The organism is Pseudomonas sp. WHRI 8519 (assembly GCF_040224055.2).
Lineage (GTDB): Bacteria > Pseudomonadota > Gammaproteobacteria > Pseudomonadales > Pseudomonadaceae > Aquipseudomonas > Aquipseudomonas putida_X.
This window is the reverse complement of record NZ_CP167996.1, coordinates 5,979,742-5,997,339: the sequence shown is the minus strand read 5'-3', so window position 1 is coordinate 5,997,339 and position 17,598 is coordinate 5,979,742. Positions and strand designations below refer to the sequence as shown.

At 61.4% G+C, this 17,598-nt stretch carries 16 protein-coding genes; 6 read left to right on the top strand and 10 right to left on the bottom strand.

Annotated elements, in window-relative coordinates:
* Nucleotides 1–6: 6 nt before the first annotated feature.
* Nucleotides 7–1,785 (bottom strand): KinB sensor domain-containing domain, encoded by a 1,779-nt coding sequence (locus ABRP30_RS27370; protein ID WP_267819658.1) that lies wholly within the window; start codon nt 1,783–1,785, stop codon nt 7–9.
* On the bottom strand, nt 1,782–3,128 hold the full coding sequence (algB, locus tag ABRP30_RS27365; RefSeq protein ID WP_241806789.1) for a sigma-54-dependent response regulator transcription factor AlgB: 1,347 nt from the start codon (nt 3,126–3,128) through the stop codon (nt 1,782–1,784). The genes ABRP30_RS27370 and algB overlap by 4 nt, the downstream gene beginning before the upstream one ends.
* A 209-nt stretch (nt 3,129–3,337) precedes the next feature.
* Between algB and ABRP30_RS27360 the strand changes: the two genes are divergently transcribed.
* The 6 genes from ABRP30_RS27360 (at nt 3,338) to ABRP30_RS27335 (ending at nt 8,757) form a co-directional block, all read left to right on the top strand.
* Nucleotides 3,338–4,159 (top strand): BON domain-containing protein, encoded by an 822-nt coding sequence (locus tag ABRP30_RS27360; RefSeq protein WP_349975539.1) that lies wholly within the window; start codon nt 3,338–3,340, stop codon nt 4,157–4,159.
* 177 nt (nt 4,160–4,336) lie between these two features.
* Nucleotides 4,337–4,621 carry a hypothetical protein gene (locus ABRP30_RS27355; protein WP_267824138.1) on the top strand — a complete coding sequence of 95 codons (285 nt, stop codon included), beginning with the start codon at nt 4,337–4,339 and terminating at the stop codon, nt 4,619–4,621.
* Between the two features lie 56 nt (nt 4,622–4,677).
* Complete coding sequence (locus tag ABRP30_RS27350) at nt 4,678–4,839, top strand: DUF1328 domain-containing protein (RefSeq protein ID WP_008092060.1); 162 nt, start codon at nt 4,678–4,680, stop codon at nt 4,837–4,839.
* Nucleotides 4,840–4,841: 2 nt separating this feature from the next.
* Nucleotides 4,842–5,312, top strand: a complete 471-nt coding sequence (locus tag ABRP30_RS27345; protein ID WP_349975538.1) for an inhibitor of vertebrate lysozyme family protein — start codon at nt 4,842–4,844, stop codon at nt 5,310–5,312.
* Nucleotides 5,313–6,046: 734 nt separating this feature from the next.
* On the top strand, nt 6,047–7,375 hold the full coding sequence (gene gltP / locus ABRP30_RS27340) for a glutamate/aspartate:proton symporter GltP (protein WP_012316843.1): 1,329 nt from the start codon (nt 6,047–6,049) through the stop codon (nt 7,373–7,375).
* 152 nt (nt 7,376–7,527) lie between these two features.
* Nucleotides 7,528–8,757, top strand: coding sequence for a nucleoside recognition domain-containing protein (locus ABRP30_RS27335; RefSeq protein WP_349975537.1), 1,230 nt, complete (start codon nt 7,528–7,530; stop codon nt 8,755–8,757).
* Here the strand turns inward: ABRP30_RS27335 and ABRP30_RS27330 are convergent.
* The 8 genes from ABRP30_RS27330 to ABRP30_RS27295 all read right to left on the bottom strand — a co-directional run bounded on the left by ABRP30_RS27330 (nt 8,739) and on the right by ABRP30_RS27295 (nt 17,557).
* The gene (locus ABRP30_RS27330) at nt 8,739–9,362 is read right to left on the bottom strand and encodes an ABC-type transport auxiliary lipoprotein family protein (protein WP_267819650.1); all 624 of its coding nucleotides are present in this window, start codon (nt 9,360–9,362) and stop codon (nt 8,739–8,741) included. The two genes, ABRP30_RS27335 and ABRP30_RS27330, sit on opposite strands and share 19 nt — an antisense overlap.
* Complete coding sequence (locus ABRP30_RS27325) at nt 9,359–10,297, bottom strand: MlaD family protein (protein ID WP_349975536.1); 939 nt, start codon at nt 10,295–10,297, stop codon at nt 9,359–9,361. The genes ABRP30_RS27330 and ABRP30_RS27325 overlap by 4 nt, the downstream gene beginning before the upstream one ends.
* Before the next feature lie 3 nt (nt 10,298–10,300).
* The gene (locus ABRP30_RS27320) at nt 10,301–11,092 is read right to left on the bottom strand and encodes an ATP-binding cassette domain-containing protein (RefSeq protein ID WP_349975535.1); all 792 of its coding nucleotides are present in this window, start codon (nt 11,090–11,092) and stop codon (nt 10,301–10,303) included.
* A complete protein-coding gene (locus ABRP30_RS27315) occupies nt 11,089–12,222 on the bottom strand; it encodes an MlaE family lipid ABC transporter permease subunit (protein WP_349975534.1) in 1,134 nt (377 codons plus the stop codon). Before ABRP30_RS27315 ends, ABRP30_RS27320 begins: the two co-directional genes overlap by 4 nt.
* Before the next feature lie 124 nt (nt 12,223–12,346).
* Nucleotides 12,347–13,372 carry a DUF5924 family protein gene (locus ABRP30_RS27310; RefSeq protein ID WP_267819642.1) on the bottom strand — a complete coding sequence of 342 codons (1,026 nt, stop codon included), beginning with the start codon at nt 13,370–13,372 and terminating at the stop codon, nt 12,347–12,349.
* Nucleotides 13,373–13,462: 90 nt separating this feature from the next.
* Nucleotides 13,463–14,869 carry a pitrilysin family protein gene (locus tag ABRP30_RS27305; protein WP_349975533.1) on the bottom strand — a complete coding sequence of 469 codons (1,407 nt, stop codon included), beginning with the start codon at nt 14,867–14,869 and terminating at the stop codon, nt 13,463–13,465.
* A 30-nt stretch (nt 14,870–14,899) separates the two neighbouring features.
* Complete coding sequence (locus tag ABRP30_RS27300; RefSeq protein WP_241806778.1) at nt 14,900–16,558, bottom strand: Na/Pi cotransporter family protein; 1,659 nt, start codon at nt 16,556–16,558, stop codon at nt 14,900–14,902.
* Between the two features lie 228 nt (nt 16,559–16,786).
* On the bottom strand, nt 16,787–17,557 hold the full coding sequence (locus ABRP30_RS27295) for a TerC family protein (protein WP_267819638.1): 771 nt from the start codon (nt 17,555–17,557) through the stop codon (nt 16,787–16,789).
* Nucleotides 17,558–17,598: the final 41 nt, after the last annotated feature.

Sequence of the window (17,598 nt, the reverse complement as noted above, 5' to 3'; positions counted from 1 at the left end):
CAAGCGTCAGACCGGAAGGGCCATGTAGAACTGCGTCCCCTGTCCAGGCCGGGAGAAGACCCCCATGCGGCCGCCGTGCAATTGCACGATTTCCTTGCACAATGCCAGCCCCAGCCCGGCCCCGCCCTTTTTGCGCCCGACCTGCACAAAGGGTTCGAAAATGCGCCCCTGCTGTCCGTAGGCAATGCCTTCGCCATTGTCCTCCACGCTGATGATGACGCGTTCCGCGTGGCGTCGCGCATGGAGACGGATTCGCCCGCCGCTGGCGGTATGCCGAATGGCGTTGTGCAGCAGGTTGTCGAGCACCCGATCCAGTTGGGCGATGTCGGCCTGGATCCGAGGCAGCGGTGGCTCCAGCGCCTTGATCAGCTCGATCTGCTTGACCGATGCCTGCTCGCTGAACCGTACCTGGGCACGTTCGAGCAGTTCGTCGATGGCGCAGGGGGCGAGTTCGAGTTTTTGCAGGCCGCTCTGGTAGCGAGAGAAATTCAACAGGTCGTTGATCAGCTGGGTCAGGCGTTGCATTTCCTCGCTGATGGTCTCCATCAGGTCATTTTCACGCGCCTGCGGTGGAAACTTCACGCGTTCTCGCAGCAAGCCGAAGGCCATGTGCATGCCGGTGACCGGCGTACGCAGTTCGTGTGAGGCGCGCAGCACGAATTCGCTACGCACACGTTCGAACGCGCGCTGCTCGGTCACATCGTGCAGCACCATCACGGCGCCGAGGATCGGCCCTTGCGGGTGGCTGACCGGGGTCAGGCTGTAGGACAGCAAGCGTGACTCGTCATCGACCTCTATGCTCAGGTCCTCAGGTGGACGGTCCAGGCTGCCGCCGCGCAGCACCTGACGCAGCTGTTGCTCCAGTTCTGGGCGCTGCAGCGCTTCTGCCAAAGGGCTGCCCAGGCGGTTGTTGCTCCAACCGAGCTGGCGCTGGGCGACTGGGTTGAGATGCTCCAGGTGGCCTTGGCGGTCTATGATCAGCAAGCCATCGTCGATGCTGTCGAGCACAGCCTGCAGGCGTTGTTGGCCAGCCAGCAGCTCATCGACATTGGTCTCCTGGTGCTTGCGCAACGCCTCTGCCATGACCCCGAAGCGGCGGGTCAGCTGGTTGACTTCTATGGCTTGGCTGACGGGTAAGGTGACATCGAAGTTACCTTGGCCGAGTTGATCTGCGGCCTTGGCCAAGGCTTCGATGGGTTGCCCGAAGCGGCGGGCGATGTTGTGTGCGGTAAAGAAGCCGAGCATCAGCACAACCAAGCCCGTCAGGCCGAGTACACCACTGACCAGCAAAGCGCGGTCGCGTGACATCTGTTCGCTGCGGGTGATGTAATCGATGGCAAGCTTGTGCGAATCGATCAGGTCGGTGCGCACCTGGTTGAACGCGGCGCCCAGTGGCTGGTCGGCACCCATGCTGTTTGCCGGGGCAGGGCTTTGGCGATAGGCACTCAGGAAGGCCTGGTAGTTGCTGCTGGCCTTGCTGAAGCCGGTACGTTCACCGCCTTGTGCGAGCCCTTGGTCAAGCAGGTCTTGGAAATTGTCTTGCAGCGCTCGCAGGCTCTGGGGCGAAGTTTGCGCATCGAGGATCAGCATCAGCTGCTCGCCCAGGTTCTGCCGTAGCTTCAAGCCTATTTCCAGAACATGGGTGGTATTGTGCACCGACGCTTGCTGGGCGGCGGTCATTTGCAAGACGCTGACCAAACCCAGCATCAGGCCCAGCAGAGCGACTGTTATCAGCGCTGAAATGCTGAGGAAGAGCCGCGTACGCAGCTTCATCGGCCATCTCATAGGTTGTACTGCTTACGCTTGCGGTACAGGGTCGAGGCATCGATACCCAAGGTCTTGGCGGCCTGGTCCAGTGTGTCACTGGCTGCCAGCACCGCGCCTATGTGGGCCCGCTCCAGTTCATCCAGGCTCAGCGCCGCACCTACACGGGGCGCGTTGCTTGCCGGTTGCTCGCCCATACCCAAGTGGACGATTTCCACGCGCTCCTGGGGGCAGATGATGCTGGCGCGTTCGACCACGTTGCGCAGTTCGCGAATGTTGCCCGGCCAGCGGTAATTGAGCAGTGCGGCGCGGGCTTCGTCGCTGAAGCCGCGCGCAGGTCGCGCGTAATCCTTGACGAACCGGGCGAGGAAGCGATCGGCCAGGGTAAGGATGTCCTCACTGCGCTCGCGCAGGGGCGGCAGGTGCAAGGTGATGACGTTCAGGCGGTAGAGCAAGTCCTCACGGAAGCGGCCTTCGCGGACCATCTCTTCCAGGTTCAGGTTGGTCGCCGCGAGGATGCGCACATCGGCGCGCCGGGTGACAGGGTCGCCCACCCGCTCATACTCTTTATCCTGGATGAAACGCAGCAATTTGGGCTGCAATGTCAGAGGGAAATCGCCGATCTCGTCGAGGAACAGCGTGCCACCATCGGCCTGGTTGACGCGGCCCAGCGTGCTTTCACTGGCGCCCGTGAACGCGCCGCGGGTGTGGCCGAACAGTTCGCTCTCCATCAGCTCGGCGTTCAGCGACGGGCAGTTGATGGTCACGCAGGCCTTGCGTGTCCGCTTGCTCCAGCTATGAATGGCGCGAGCCAGTTCGCCCTTGCCGGTGCCCGATTCGCCAAGGATGAGGATGTTGGCATCGGTGGTCGCCACCTGGCGTGCGGTCTCCAGCACGGCCATCATTGCCGGGCTGTGCGAGTCCAGGCCGTCCTTGGGCTTTCGTATTTCACCTTCGAGCGCCTCCAGGCGTGCCGACAACTGGCGGACTTCCAGCTGCTTGGCAGTGGCCAGGCGCAACTGGTCGGGGCTGCAGGGTTTTACCAGGTAGTCGGCGGCACCGGCCTGGATCGCGTCGACCGCAGTGTCGATGGCCGAATGCGCCGTGACGATCACCACCCGCATCCACGGTGCCTGAATGCGCATCTGTGCCAGGACATCCAGGCCGTTGTCTTCACCCAGGCGCAGGTCGAGGAAGCACAGGTCGAACACCTGGCGCTGGAGCAAGGCTTCGGCCTGCGCGGCACTGTTGGCCGTGGCCACGCTGTAGCCCTCATCTTCGAGGCAGTAGCGGAAGGTACGCAGGATCGCGGACTCGTCATCCACGAGCAGAATACGGCCTTGGTTGTCCTGGGCTGATTCCATTTCCAGCGCTCCTTTGGGAAAGATCTTCATTTAGTGTGGGAAAAATCGGGCAAGTTGCATGGTCAATTCTGAAGGATTCTGTCCTATGCATGCTAGCCAATGGCCGAAGAATGCCGTGAACCCGCGTATCTCAATGATTGCCTTAGAGCATTGCGGTGGCACATTGGTTGCGATGATTCGTGGATTTAGCCTACAGAAGGAGTGCAGTCATGTCCTTTACCACTCGAACGGCTGTGTTGGCAGCCAGCCTGTTATCCATTTGCGGCCCAGCGTTCGCTGACCCGCTTCAGGACGCGCGCCTGGAGGGCTCGTTGCAGACGGCGCTGGCGCTCAATCGCATGCTCAACCCGTTTCGCATCGAAGTCGAGGTGGATGGAAAGCGGGCACGCCTGACAGGGGAGGTCGAGAATGAGGTCGAGCGTCAGCTGGCCGAACACGTCGCGCAGGCCACTCTGGGCATCGAACAGATAGACAACCAGTTGCAGGTCAACCCCGGCCTGGTAGAGCGCCCGCTCGAATTGAGGGCTTACGCTCAGCGTCTTGAGGATGCCACATTGGCTGCCGTCATCCGTGCGCGGCTGTTGTGGAGCCGTACGACAGAGAAGGCGCCTATCGAGGTGCAGAGCAGTGAGGGTGTGATTACCCTGCGCGGCAAGGTCGACAGCGCTGAAGCCAAGGACCTGGCTGGTGTGATAGCGCGTACCACGGACGGTGTGTACCTGGTCAATAACCTGGTCAGTCTGGATTCGGCTGCCATGGCCCAGGCTCGCGAAACGCCTGTGGGGGTGTCCACCGCGGCGCAGCCAACCGACAGTTGGGTGATCGACAAGATCCAGACCAGCTTGCGCTTCAGCCGCAACCTTGATGGGCTGAACATTCGGGTAGCCAGTGATCAAGGCATGGTGCGGCTGTCCGGTGAGGTGGTCAGCAGCGAGCAGAAAACCATCGCTGTCGAGATCGCGCGCCAGATCATTGGAGTGCGGGGGGTGGACGCCGATCTGCTGAAGGTGGCCACCAAGGTTGAAGGATGAATCGTGCAATACGCACGACCCCACGGCGGGCATCGTGCAGGATACGTCCTTCAGCTTAACGCTATTGATGTGTAAGTAACTGATTTATAAGGATTTATCTGAAATTGAAAGGCTGGCATGCAGGCTGCAATTACCTGTTCAGGTTTGAATAGAAAAATTACAGCAGGAGAAGCCGGCATGAACCGCCAATCCGTCAACCGTTCGCAGATCGCCGCACTGCCACTGCGCCAGTTCCTGTTACTTGGGATGGCGTTGCTGCTGACTTTGGCCACAGGCCTTTTTTACTACAGCTGGCAGACCGCGCGACTGACTGAGCAGGTTGCGGCGCAGACTGCGCTGATAGCGCAGATCCAGGCGACACGTGCCACTACTTTGGTGAGGACAGCCCAAACGCTGCCTTCTGCCAATACCTCGCCAGCCACCGTTGAAAAAGTAGTGCCCCAGCAACGCTGGGTATTTTAAGGCGCTGCAGTTTTGACAGCGGCCGGATCGATTTCAAAAAAGAAAGGAGAAGCATCATGCTGAGTTGGGCTATCACTTTCCTCATCATCGCCATCATCGCCGCTGTACTGGGCTTCGGTGGTATCGCCGGCGCTGCCACGGGTATCGCGAAGATCCTGTTCATTGTCTTCCTGGTCCTGTTCGTAGCCTCCTTCTTCTTTGGACGTGGTCGAGGTTGACGATGAGCAGGAAGCTCTGCAACGCCATGGCTGCGGCCCTGCTGTTGGGTAGCAGCGCACTGGCGATGGCGGCCAATGATGGCCAGGTCAGGGTCGACCAGCTGCTTGGCTCTGACCCTGAATACCGGGAAACCTGGCAGGACGCCATCGAAGGCGAGGAACGCCTGCCCGACTGGGTGATCAACCTGACGGGCAGTGCGCAGGAGCAGATGTCTGCAGTGACCGAGGATGGTGATAAATACCTCGTCGGCCCGCTGTGTGAATCCAAGGACAACTGCACCTACAAACGCCTGATCGTAGCGTTCAGCTGGGACAAGGATGACGCCTACGGAATGCTGGTAGAGGTACCCGAAGGCCTGCCGAGCGACAAGTCTCCCACCCGCCATGCGCAGTATCGTTGGCTGGGTGAGCCGGACGAAGGCATGCAGGCGATGCTGAAGGAACAGCTCAAGCGTGACCCGAACTGGTACTGAGTGTCAGGGAAGATAGGTCGCGCACTGTCACGTAATAGAAGCGGAACCTTTCTATAGTTCTCGCTTCTATGATGCGCCGCCCCGAGGAGGGGTTGCACATGACCAAGGGGCCGGGCTGTTCTGATTGTTGCAGGATCGGAGTGGCCTAGGGGTACAGGGAGTACCTCCAATAATGGGCCGGGTCAGGCAAGGCAAAATCGGAGGTTCAGGTCAGGACAGAGTTTTCCCACTCAAACCTGGCCTGGCTTCCGAGATGCCATCCTCGTTTCAAAGCCCACCTTTCAGCTTTTTCTCGTTGAGACACATTTTGTCTCGACCGCACATCATTTTTTTTGCCTCCAGGCCGGTCATGGCCAAGTGTCATTTCGGCCATTCGGATTGTCGAACAGGCCATCAATGCCCGCTTCTGCACACTGCCAAATCGGCCTAGATCTGGCGGTTTGGTCTTGTTCGGGTTTCCGAACGTTATAAATCAATGACTTGCGAATGCCTCATTTTGTCGCATTTCACTATGCCGAAACGGTATGGGGTATGCGCTTCCGGCATTAGATTTCGTCCGTGCCCATCGCAATAGTTGCCGCCTTTTCGCTGGCCCGAGCGCCTTGTCGCTCGCTTGCGGTGTCCTTACATGAGGCCTCCGGACGGAAGCTGTACGATGCCCGTGACGTTGCCAACGGCTCTGTTACGTGCTTTTCCGGTCGGTGCCCGTGACCACTAGAACAAAGGGTAAAGACATGAAGAAGGCAAAACTGAGCCTCGCCTGGCAGATCGTCATCGGTCTGGTCCTGGGCGTTGCAATCGGCGCGCTACTGAACCATTTCAGTGCGGAAAAGGCATGGTGGATCAGCAACGTTCTCCAGCCCGCCGGTGACATCTTCATTCGCCTGATCAAGATGATCGTCGTCCCGATCGTGATTTCTTCGCTGATCGTGGGCATCGCCGGGGTTGGCGATGCGAAGAAACTGGGCAGCATCGGCCTGAAGACCATCATCTACTTCGAGGTGGTCACGACGATCGCCATCGTTGTCGGCCTGGTCCTGGCAAACCTGTTCCACCCGGGCGCCGGCATCGACATGAGCACCTTGGGCACCGTGGACATCTCCAAGTACCAGGCGACCGCCGCCGAGGTGCAGCATGAGCATGCGTTCATCGAAACCCTGCTGAACCTGATTCCGTCGAACATCTTCGCGGCGCTGATGCGTGGCGAGATGCTGCCGATCATCTTCTTCTCGGTGCTGTTCGGCCTGGGCCTTTCCAGCCTCCAGGCAGACCTGCGCGAGCCACTGGTGCGTACCTTCCAGGGCGTGTCGGAGACCATGTTCAAGGTCACCCACATGATCATGAACTACGCCCCGATCGGCGTATTCGCCCTGATCGCCGTGACGGTCGCCAACTTCGGTTTCAGCTCGCTGCTGCCGCTGGCCAAGCTGGTGCTGCTGGTGTACTTCGCCATCGCCTTCTTCGCCTTCATGGTGCTGGGCCTTGTAGCCCGCCTGTTCGGCTTCTCGGTAATCAAGATCATGCGCATCATGAAAGATGAGCTGATCCTGGCCTACTCCACGTCCAGCTCCGAGACCGTGCTGCCACGCGTCATCGAGAAGATGGAAAAGTACGGTGCACCGAAGTCGATCTGCTCGTTCGTGGTACCGACCGGTTACTCGTTCAACCTCGACGGCTCTACCCTGTACCAGAGCATCGCGGCGATCTTCATCGCCCAGCTGTACGGCATCGACCTGTCCTGGAGCCAGCAATTGCTGCTGGTGCTGACCCTGATGGTGACCTCCAAGGGTATTGCCGGTGTGCCGGGCGTATCGTTCGTGGTCTTGTTGGCGACCCTGGGCAGCGTGGGCATCCCGCTGGAAGGCCTGGCCTTCATCGCAGGTGTCGACCGCATCATGGACATGGCGCGTACCGCGCTGAACGTGGTCGGCAATGCCCTGGCTGCACTGGTGATCGCGCGTTGGGAAGGCATGTACGACGCCGCCAAGGGCGAGCAGTACTACGCCTCGCTGATCGCCGACAAGAAGGAAGCGGCGCTGGTTGGCGAGACCGCCAAGCGCTGAACCTGACGCGTCGCACAATGAGCCCCGATTTATTCGGGGCTTTTTGCTGTCTGTCTGGTCCATATCGTCAGCGAACCGGTGATATCGCCAGCGCAGGCTAAAGCAGCCGTCGGTGCGTTATCATTCAGGCACTTTTCAGGGGGAACACACGGATGCTGAACGGCCTTTGGCTTGGCTTTTTCCTGGTGGCGGCCGTATCGGCCCTGGCCCAATGGCTGCTGGCCGGCAATGCCGGCATTTTCGCGGCGATGGTCGAAAGCATCTTCGCCATGGCCAAGCTGTCGGTCGAAGTCATGGTCCTGCTGTTTGGCACCCTTACCCTCTGGCTGGGTTTCCTCAAGATCGCAGAACAGGCCGGTATCGTGGAATGGCTGGCCAAAATGCTTGGCCCGCTATTCGCCCGGCTGATGCCAGAAGTACCGCCCGGGCACCCAGCACTGGGCCTGATCACCATGAACTTTGCTGCCAACGGCCTGGGCCTGGACAACGCTGCTACGCCGATCGGCCTGAAAGCCATGCGCGCCCTGCAGGAGCTCAACCCCAGCAGCACCACCGCGAGCAATGCACAGATCCTGTTTCTGGTGCTCAATGCCTCATCGCTGACCCTGCTGCCGGTGACCATTTTCATGTACCGCGCCCAGCAGGGCGCTACTGACCCGACCCTGGTGTTCCTGCCGATCCTGCTGGCGACCAGCGTCTCGACCCTGGTCGGGCTGCTGTCGGTGGCGGTGATGCAGCGCTTGCGCCTGTGGGACCCGGTGGTGCTCGCCTACATGATCCCGGGTGCGCTGTTGCTGGGCGGCTTCATGGCCTTCCTCGGTACCCTGTCGGCTGCGGCGCTGGCCAGCCTCTCATCCGTACTCGGCAACCTCACGCTGTTTGGGGTGATCATGCTGTTCCTGGTGATCGGCGCGCTGAAGCGGGTGAAGGTGTATGAAGCTTTCGTCGAAGGCGCCAAGGAAGGGTTCGACGTGGCCAAGAGCCTGTTGCCCTACCTGGTGGCCATGCTGGTCGCCGTTGGTGTGCTGCGCGCCTCCGGTGCCCTGGAGCTGGCATTGGATGGCATTCGCCATGTGGTGAACTGGATGGGCATGGACACCCGCTTCGTCGAAGGCTTGCCAACCGCATTGGTCAAGCCGTTCTCCGGCAGTGCGGCGCGGGCGATGCTGATCGAGACCATGCAGACCCATGGCGTGGACAGCTTCCCGGCACTGGTAGCGGCCACCGTTCAGGGCAGCACTGAAACCACGTTCTACGTGCTGGCGGTGTATTTCGGCGCTGTCGGCATCCAGCGCGTACGCCATGCAGTCGGTTGCGCCTTGTTGGCCGAACTGTCCGGTGTCATTGCTGCCATCCTGGTCTGCTACTGGTTCTTTGCCTGAGCCTGATCGCTTTGCGCAACGGTCCAGTTCACCACCTGCGCGACAAGTCGATCGTTGGCCGCGCCGAAGCCGGCCACCACGGCCGAAACCTGTGGATCTGCCAGCGGCTGACGCACCTCGAAGCGCTTGCTGGCCAGGATTCGCTGGCTGCGCCCCTGAACCAGACGCGCGTCATAGCGGATCACGACCTCCACCGTACCGTTGGGTTGGTACTCGCTCTGAAACGCCTGCAGCTCACCGGCCAGTTCGTAATCGGCCTGCAGGTTGCTGTCGTCGGCGCTCAGGCGCTGCACACGCCCGTCACGCTGGAAGCCATCGAGCAGGCGGTTGCGGACGAGCAACGGCACCGGGTCGCTCCAGCGGGCGCCTTTGTAGCTGCTGACCACGTTGCCCTCGGGGATCACCGCGATGCGTGGCCCGGCCAGCACTTCGCTTGCCAGCGGCTTGTTCAAGCGTAACGACCAAGGCACCGGTGTCGCACTGTGGCTGGGCTGGTTGACCGCAAGCCGGTAGATATCCACAGGCTCCTGCTGCGGCAGTATCGAGCAGGCGGCAGACAGGCTCAGCGCGGCCGTCAGGGCCAGCAGGCGCAACGACAGCTTCATGGCTGGAACTCCTTGTTGTTGTCGCGGCCAAGCAGGTAGCCGCTGGGGTCAGCTTCCAGGCGCCGGGAAATGCCCTTGAGTGAGTTGAGGGTTTCACGCAGTTCGCGAATGGCCGGTGTCAGCTGGTTGAGGCCTTGCGCGCCGTCGTCGATGGACTCACGGTTGTCATTGAGCAGGCTGTTGATGGTCGCAGTGCTGGCGGCCAGCGATTGCATGGCCTGCTCGGCGCTGCCGATGGCCTGCTTGCCCTGGGTGCCGAGCAAGGTGTTGGCATTGCGCATCAGCGCTTGGGTTTCGGCCAGCGTGGCGTTGGCCTGTTTGCCGACATGCGCCAGCTGATCCATGACCTGGGAAATGCCACCTTTTTGGTTGGTGAACGCACGGGTGGTCTGTTCCAGGTTGGCCAGGGTGTTGCTCAGGCGGTCGATATTGGTTTCCGAAAACATCTGGTTGGCGTTGTGCAGCAGCAGGTTGATGTTAGTGACCAGGTCGCTGCTGTCATTGAGCAATTGCGAGATGGGCGAGGGCGAGGCGATGATCACCGGCAACTTGCCGTTCTCTCCCTTGAGCTCGGGGCTTTTCGGTGTGCCGCCGCTGAGCTGGATGAATGAGTTGCCGGTGACGCCGGCGAGGGTAAGTTTCGCCTGAGTGTCTTCCTTGACCGGCGTATCGCCGCTCAGGCGAACCCGGGCCAGCACCCGGCGCGGGTCCTTGGGGTCCAGGCGCAGGCTGGTCACGTCACCGACCTTGATGCCGTTGTATTGCACGGGGCTGCCGCGGGACAACCCTGAAACGGCTTCGTTGAAGATCACTTCGTAGTCCTTGAAGGCGTCGTCGACGCTGGACTTGGTCAGCCACAGGCCAAACAGCATGGCACCGGCCACTACCAGCACGGTGACCAGGCCGATGAGGACGTGATGAGCTCGGGTTTCCATCGTTCAGCGCTCCTGCCCGGCACGGCGGGCGGCCTGTTCAGCCGCCCGCCCGCGTGGGCCGTGAAAGTAATCGTGAATCCACGGGTCGTCGGTCTTTGCGACTTGGGCCAGCGGGCCTGCAACCAGCACCTTCTTCTGCGACAGCACCGCAATACGGTCAGTGATGGTGTAGAGCGTGTCCAGATCGTGGGTAATGAGGAACACGCTCAGGCCCAGGGCATCGCGCAGCGTGAGGATCAGCTGGTCGAAGGCGGCAGCGCCGATTGGGTCGAGGCCGGCAGTGGGTTCGTCAAGGAACAGGATGTCCGGGTCCAGGGCCAGTGCACGGGCCAGTGCGGCGCGCTTGATCATGCCGCCAGACAGTGAAGAGGGGTATTTGTCTGCGGCCGAAATCGGCAGGCCGGCCAAGGCCAGCTTCACCCCGGCCAGATGTTCTGCATCGGCGCGCGACAGGCCTGCATGCTCAATCAGTGGTAACGCGACGTTCTCGGTGACGGTCAGCGAAGAAAACAGCGCTCCCTTCTGGAACAGCACACCAAAGCGTCGTTCGACCAATGAGCGTTGCTCTTCATGCAGGCCGGCCAGGTCTTGGTCAAACACCTTGATCTGGCCTTCATTCGGCAGCCTTAACCCAATGATGCTGCGTAGCAGCACCGACTTGCCGCTGCCCGAACCGCCAACCACGGCCAGGATTTCACCGCGGTAAAGGTCCAGGTCGAGGTTCTCGTGCACGCTCTGGCTGCCGAAGCGGTTGCAGATGCCCCGCGCCTGGATCACTGCCTTCTGCTCACTCACCAGCCCATCTCCATGCAGAACAATGCGGCCACGGCATCCAGTACGATGACCACGAAGATCGACTGAACCACGCTGGAGGTGGTGTGGGCGCCTACCGACTCAGCGCTGCCACTGACCTTGAAGCCTTCCAGGCAGCCAATGGCCGCGATCAGGAACGCAAAGAAGGGTGCCTTGGCCAGGCCGACGAGAAAGTGCTGCACACCGATGTCACTTTGCAGCAGCGAGAGGAACATGGCCGGCGAGATATCCAGTGAAAGCGCGCAGACGACAGCCCCCCCGACGATGCCGCAGATCATCGCGACGAAGGTCAGCAGCGGCAGCGAGACCAGCAGCGCCAACACCCGGGGTACGACCAGCAGCTCGATCGGGTTCAGGCCCAGGGTTCGGATGGCATCGATTTCCTCGTTGGCCTTCATCGAGCCGATCTGCGCAGTGAAGGCACTGGCTGTGCGGCCGGCCATCAGGATGGCCGTGAGCAACACGGCGAATTCGCGCAGGAACGAGAACGCCACCAGGTCGACAGTGAATACGGTTGCGCCGAAATCGGCCAGCACGGTCGCCCCGAGGAAGGCGACCACCGCGCCTACCAGAAACGTCAGCAACGCGACGATAGGCGCGGCGTCCAGGCCGGTCTGCTCGATGTGCGAGACAACCGGGGTGAGCCGCCAGCGATGCGGTTGCAGGGCCCGGCGCAGCAGGGTTTCGAGGATCAGGCCGATGAAGCCGAGCAGCTGCAGGGTGTCTTGCCACAAGGTACTGACCGCGCGGCCGATGCGCTCCAGTAGCAGAAGCAGTACATGGCGCTCAGGTTCCTTAACCGGGATGCAGTAGTCCTGAACCGAGCAGTAGACGTTCTTGAGCAGGGCGCGGCTGGCATCGGGCAGCCCTTGAGTGCAGTGCGACAGGCGCTCAGAGCCCAGCAGCTCAGCCAGCAGCGAGGCACCGGCGGTATCGAGCTGGCCCAGTTGGCTGAGGTCGGCTACGGCATCGGCACCGTACTGGGTGCGCAGGCGTTCGCTGTCACGCTTGAGGCTGGCGTAGTGGGCCAGGGTCCAGTCACCGACAATGCGCAGGCAGGCCGGTTGGCTACTGGTATCCAGGGTGGCGCTGGGGGTGGTCATAAGCTCCATGCATCTGACAGGCGTAGAGACTGATCATAGCGCAGCAGGCATGGCGGGGTTTGTTGAGAATGTGCTGAGTGTTGTGGGGCCGCGTTGCGGCCCATCGCCGGCAAGCCGGCTCGCCCACGAGCGCTTATTGCTTCGCCGGCGCGTCGTCTACCACCTTGAAGCGCAGCACACCGATCACTTGGCCATCCTCGGTCAGCACGCGAACTTGCCATTTACCCGCAGGGTTAGGCGGGAAGTTCTGCTTGTGGGTCCACGCGCGGTAGCCCTCCTTGCGCCCGCCATGGATATCCAGGGCGATACGGTCCACTTCTTTGCCATCCTTCTGCCACACATGGTAAATGCGCTCATTGAGCCCACGCGGTGCGTTGATGGCGGTGTAGGCATAAAGGCCGCTGCTGCGAATGCGGCTGGCGGCTACTTCATCCAGCGATTCACCGGGCTGGCGGTTCGATACCTCGGTGCTGACCGCCACTTCGGTCATCCACAGGGTGGCCGGTGGTACCCACGAGCGCAGTAACCAACCGCCGCCGCCCACCGCCAGGGTCATCATCACCAGCGCCACGCCACGGCGCCAGGTGTTGATCGGGAAACTGCTGGCCAGGCTTGGGAACGACAGCACCATGGCGGCGACCAGTGCCAGCTTGAAGCTTTGTGCAGTGGTCAGGTGCAGGATGATCGGCAGTGCCGTCAGCAGTGCGGCGAACAGGGTGAGGGTGTGCAACGCCATGAACAGCCAGCGCCGCGGTGCCAGCCACTTGTAGTACAGCGGGTCGACGATCGAAACCAGCCCGGCTGCACCGAGCAGGCCAGTGAACACCAGTTGGCCACTGTTCCAGGTGGTGGTGATGAAAAAGAACGGCAGTACGAAGAACAGGCTTTCCTGGTGGATCATCTGCGTCGCGTAGCGCAGCAGCGGCTGAGGAATTTCCCGGTTGAAGGTGCGGGCGAACAGGCCTGTCAGGGTGTTTTCCAGCATCAGCCAGATCCAGCTGACCAGCATGAGAATGGCGATCCAGCTGGCCAGGCTGGCCTGGCGGTCGACCAGAATGAAGCTGCCGATACCGGAGAGAAAACCGCCGAGCGCGATGATGCCGGGGTAGCGTTTGAGCAGTTCGATGACGCGCTGAACGATATGGGGAATAGGGGGCATGGGTATACAACAGAGTGATAGGGTGACTGTGCCGCCCCGTCGCGGGTAAACCCGCGAAGCGGCCGGTACTGTCGAAAGGATACCGCCGAATCACCGCTGCCGTGTAGCACCGCTCGGTGGTTGCGGTGAAGTACGCCGGCGACGCAGTAGCCCGGCGGCCAGGATCACGCCAAGCCCCAACGCAATCAGCCCGTACAGCTCGTCATACCCAAGCAACGGCTTCTCGATGCGCAGGTAACCCTCGTCCTTGAGCAATGCCTTCAACGCGTCATTGGCCTGGTCCAGGCTGACCTGTCGCAGCTGCCGGGCGGGGTCGGCAAAGCGCCCGTTGCTGTAGGCGTTGAGTGCCCCCCAGTAGTAATCGGCCAGCGCGCTGTTGCCCTGGGTACTCCAGCTTTCCTTGGCGACGGCGGCCTCCTTGATGCGGGCGAATATATCCGGGTCGAGGCCGTCCTCCCGCAAGTGGTCGAACAGTTTCTGCATCACCTTGACGGCCTCGTCGACGTCGTCGCGCTCAAGGTCAGCGTTCAAGCTGAGCAGGCCGCTGTCACCAAAGCTTTCCCGCTGTACCGAAGGCCCGTAGGAAAGGCCGTGACGCAGGCGCATTTGATCGTACAGGGCCCAGTCCAGATAGCGTGAGAGCAGGTCGAGTGTCGACTGGTGGTCGTTGTCCAGTACCGGCTCGATGAATAGCCAGTGCAGTTTGACGCTGTCGCCCAGAAAGCCCCGGGTCAGGTCGCGCCGCTGTTCGGCCTGCTGGCTGATGCTATCCAGGTTGCGCCGCTCTTGCGGCTCGGTGGCCGGCAGTTCGCCGTAGGTGCGCTCCAGGTAGGCCGGCAGCAGCCGATCGAGGCCGCCCACCATGATCAGGGTCATGTTGTTGGCGGCGTACCAGCGATCACGCAGTGCTTGTACCTGCTCCAGTGTCATGTCATCGAGGTTGGAGCGTTCCGGGCATTTGAGGCCCAGCTCGGTCGCCAACTGATCGCTGGCTGGATGGCCGATGTCCTGGCGGTCGAGCCAGCGTTGCAGGTGGCCATAGTGGCCGCCGTCTTCACGTTCGATGATGCGCTTGGCCGTGGCCAGGGCCTTGGCGTCGATGCGGGTGTCACGCACTACCGCCAGGAGCAGGTCCAGCACCTTGCGCTGGTTGCGCGCCGGGGCCTCGATGACGAAGGTGGTGTCGGCGCTGCTGGTGAAGGCGTTCCATTCGCCACCCAACGCCTGCAGGCGCTCTTCCAGGCCGCCCTCTCCGGTCTCGTCGATGCCGCTGAACAGCAAGTGCTCGAGCAGGTGCGGCAACTCTTTCTGCTCGCAGTCGAAGTCGTCCAGGCCCACACCTACCACCAGGCGGATCGCCACATGATCCCGTTCGTAGCCGGATTTAAGGATAACCTGCAGGCCGTTGGGCAGCAGGTAGCCCTCGACACGCGAGCGATCGAGGGCGAATGAATGCAGGCTACAGATCAACAGGCAAACGAAGGTCAGGCAACGCATGGGCGAGCTTGGGTCTCCAGGTAGGCGAGATCAGGGTAGGCGGGCTTCGTCCGGCACGCTGTCGAGCAATAGCCCGCCAGTGTCCGAGCCACCCAGTACCACATAGGCACTGCTGCAGAACAAAGAGTTCAACCGCTTCATGTCCGCGATCAGCTCCAAGTGTAGCGAACTGGTCTCGATACTTTGCACCACCTTGCGTTGCAAACGGCTGACATGGGCATGGGCCAGGCGCCTTTCCTGGGCACGGAAGCGGCGTTTTTCCCGCAACAGCAAGCGCGCGCTCTCTGGGTCTGCGCTGAGAAATACCGAAAGGCCCAAGCGCAGGTTGGTCAGCAATTGCTCTTGCAGGCCGGTGAGCTCCTGCAGGCCGACTTGGGAAAACTCCCGGCGTTGGCTGGTCTTCTGCTGTTGGACCTTGCGCAGCATGCGTTCGACCAGGTCACTGGCCAGCTTGAGGTTGATCGCCAGTTCGATGATTTCGGCCCAGCGCCTGTTGTCCTGATCGCTGAGGTCTTCCCGAGGCATTTGCGCCAGGTACAGTTTTATGGCGCTGTACAGCGCTTCGGCGTCTTCGCCCAAGGCGCGGACCTGCTGTGGCAGGGCGGCCTGGGTGCCGCGCAGGGCGTTGAGCATGGCTTCGAGCAGGCTGTCGACGATATCGCCCAGGCGCAAGGTCTCGCGGGCAGCGTTGGCCAGGGCCAGGCTCGGCGTTGTGAGCGCCGAGGCGTCCAGATGGCGTGGGCGCACTTGGCCGTTACCGTTCTCGCGCTCTGGCAACAACGCGTTGCACAGGCGCCCCATGGGCTTGACGGTGGGCAGCAGGATCAGACAACGCAGTGTGTTGTAGAGCAGGTGGAAGCCGATCACCAGCTCCTGGGGGCTGAAGCTGAGCGAGTCCATCCACGCCACCAGTGGGTGCAGCACCGGTATGATCAGTACCAGCCCGATCAGCTTGTACAAAAGGCTGCCCAAGGCCACCCGCCGGCCCGCAGCGTTCTGCATGCTGGTGCTGAGAAACGCCAGCAGCCCGCTGCCGATGTTGGCGCCGACCACCAGGCCGATGGCCACTGGCAGGCTGATGAGCTCAGCGCCGGCCAGGGTGGCGGTCAGCAGCACTGCCGCCAGGCTGGAGTACGACACCATGGCGAACACCGCGCCAACCAAAGCATCGAGCAGGATGTCCCCGGTCAGTGAGGCGAACAGTACCTTCACGCCCTGAGCCTGGGTGATCGGGGTGGCCGCCTGAACGATCAGCTGCAGCGCCAGAATGATCAGGCCCAGGCCGATGCCTACCCGGCCCAGTTGGCCTGCACGCGTCTGCTTGCGCGACAGGAAAAAGATCACACCCAGGAACACCAGCAGTGGTGAGAGCCAGGAAAGGTCCAGGGTAAGCACCCTGGCCATCAGTGCGGTGCCGACGTCTGCACCGAGCATGATGGCCAAGGCGGGGGTCATGGCCATCAAGCCCTGGCCGACGAATGACGTCACCAGCATGGCGGTGGCGTTGCTGCTTTGAACCACGGCCGTGACCAGGATGCCGGCGATGAACGCCAATGGCCGCCGGTCCATGTTCTGGCTCAGAACCCGGCGCAGGTTGGAGCCGAACACTCTCAGGATGCCGGTTCGCACGATGTGCGTGCCCCATACCAGCAACGCGACGGCGGAAAGCAGGTTGAGCAGGGTCAGCATGGTGTAGCCCCCCTCTTATCCGGGCTCCAAGGGCGGAGCCAATGGGTGAAACGGTAAGCCTGGCCCGGGGGTGGGTGTTTTTATCCAGTGCTTACTCAAGCTTTAGTTGTTTTGCGGACCTGTCGCCAGCTTGGCATGCTCGGCCAGCATTTGAAACCTGCCTGTCATGAAATCCAAGGCATGAAAAAGGGCCCTGATGAGGGCCCTCGACTACGGCGTTCGCGGTGCTTACTGGCCCGGAATGTCCTTGCGCAATTTCACTGCGTCCTGCTCCTTGCCGCGCTTGCGCGCCATGGCGGTGCGCATGCGGATGTTGATGGCCTCCACCCCAAGGGAGAACGCCATGGCGAAGTAGACATAGCCCTTGGGCACATGTACATCGAAAGATTCGGCGATCAGCACAGTACCCACAACGATCAGGAACGAAAGTGCGAGCATCTTCAGCGAAGGGTGCTTGTCGATGAAGTTGCTGATGGCACCGGCGCACAGCATCATCACCAGTACTGCAACGATGATTGCCGCGACCATCACGGGCACATGCGAAACCATGCCGACAGCGGTGATCACCGAGTCCAGGGAGAACACGATGTCGATGATGGCGATCTGAATGATCGTGAAGAGGAAGGTGCCGCCCTTGCCCTTGGGCTCCTCACCGCTTTCGTCCTCACCTTCCAGGCCGTGGTAGATCTCCTGGGAGCTTTTCCACAGCAGGAACAGGCCGCCACAGAACAGAATCAGGTCGCGGCCCGAGATGCCTTGGCCGAATACCACGAAAAGGTCGGCAGTCAGGCGCATGACCCAGGTGATCGATAGCAACAGCATAATGCGGGTGACCATGGCCAGGGCCAGGCCGAAGATTCGGGTGCGCGCCTGCATGTGCTTGGGCATGCGGCTGACCAGAATCGAGATCATGATGATGTTGTCGATACCGAGAACGATCTCAAGCGCAGTGAGGGTGAAAAAGGCAACCCAGATTTCCGGGCTGGTCAGCCATTCCATGTGTATTCCTTCGAGCGATAGTGGCGAAGCGCCCTTGCACA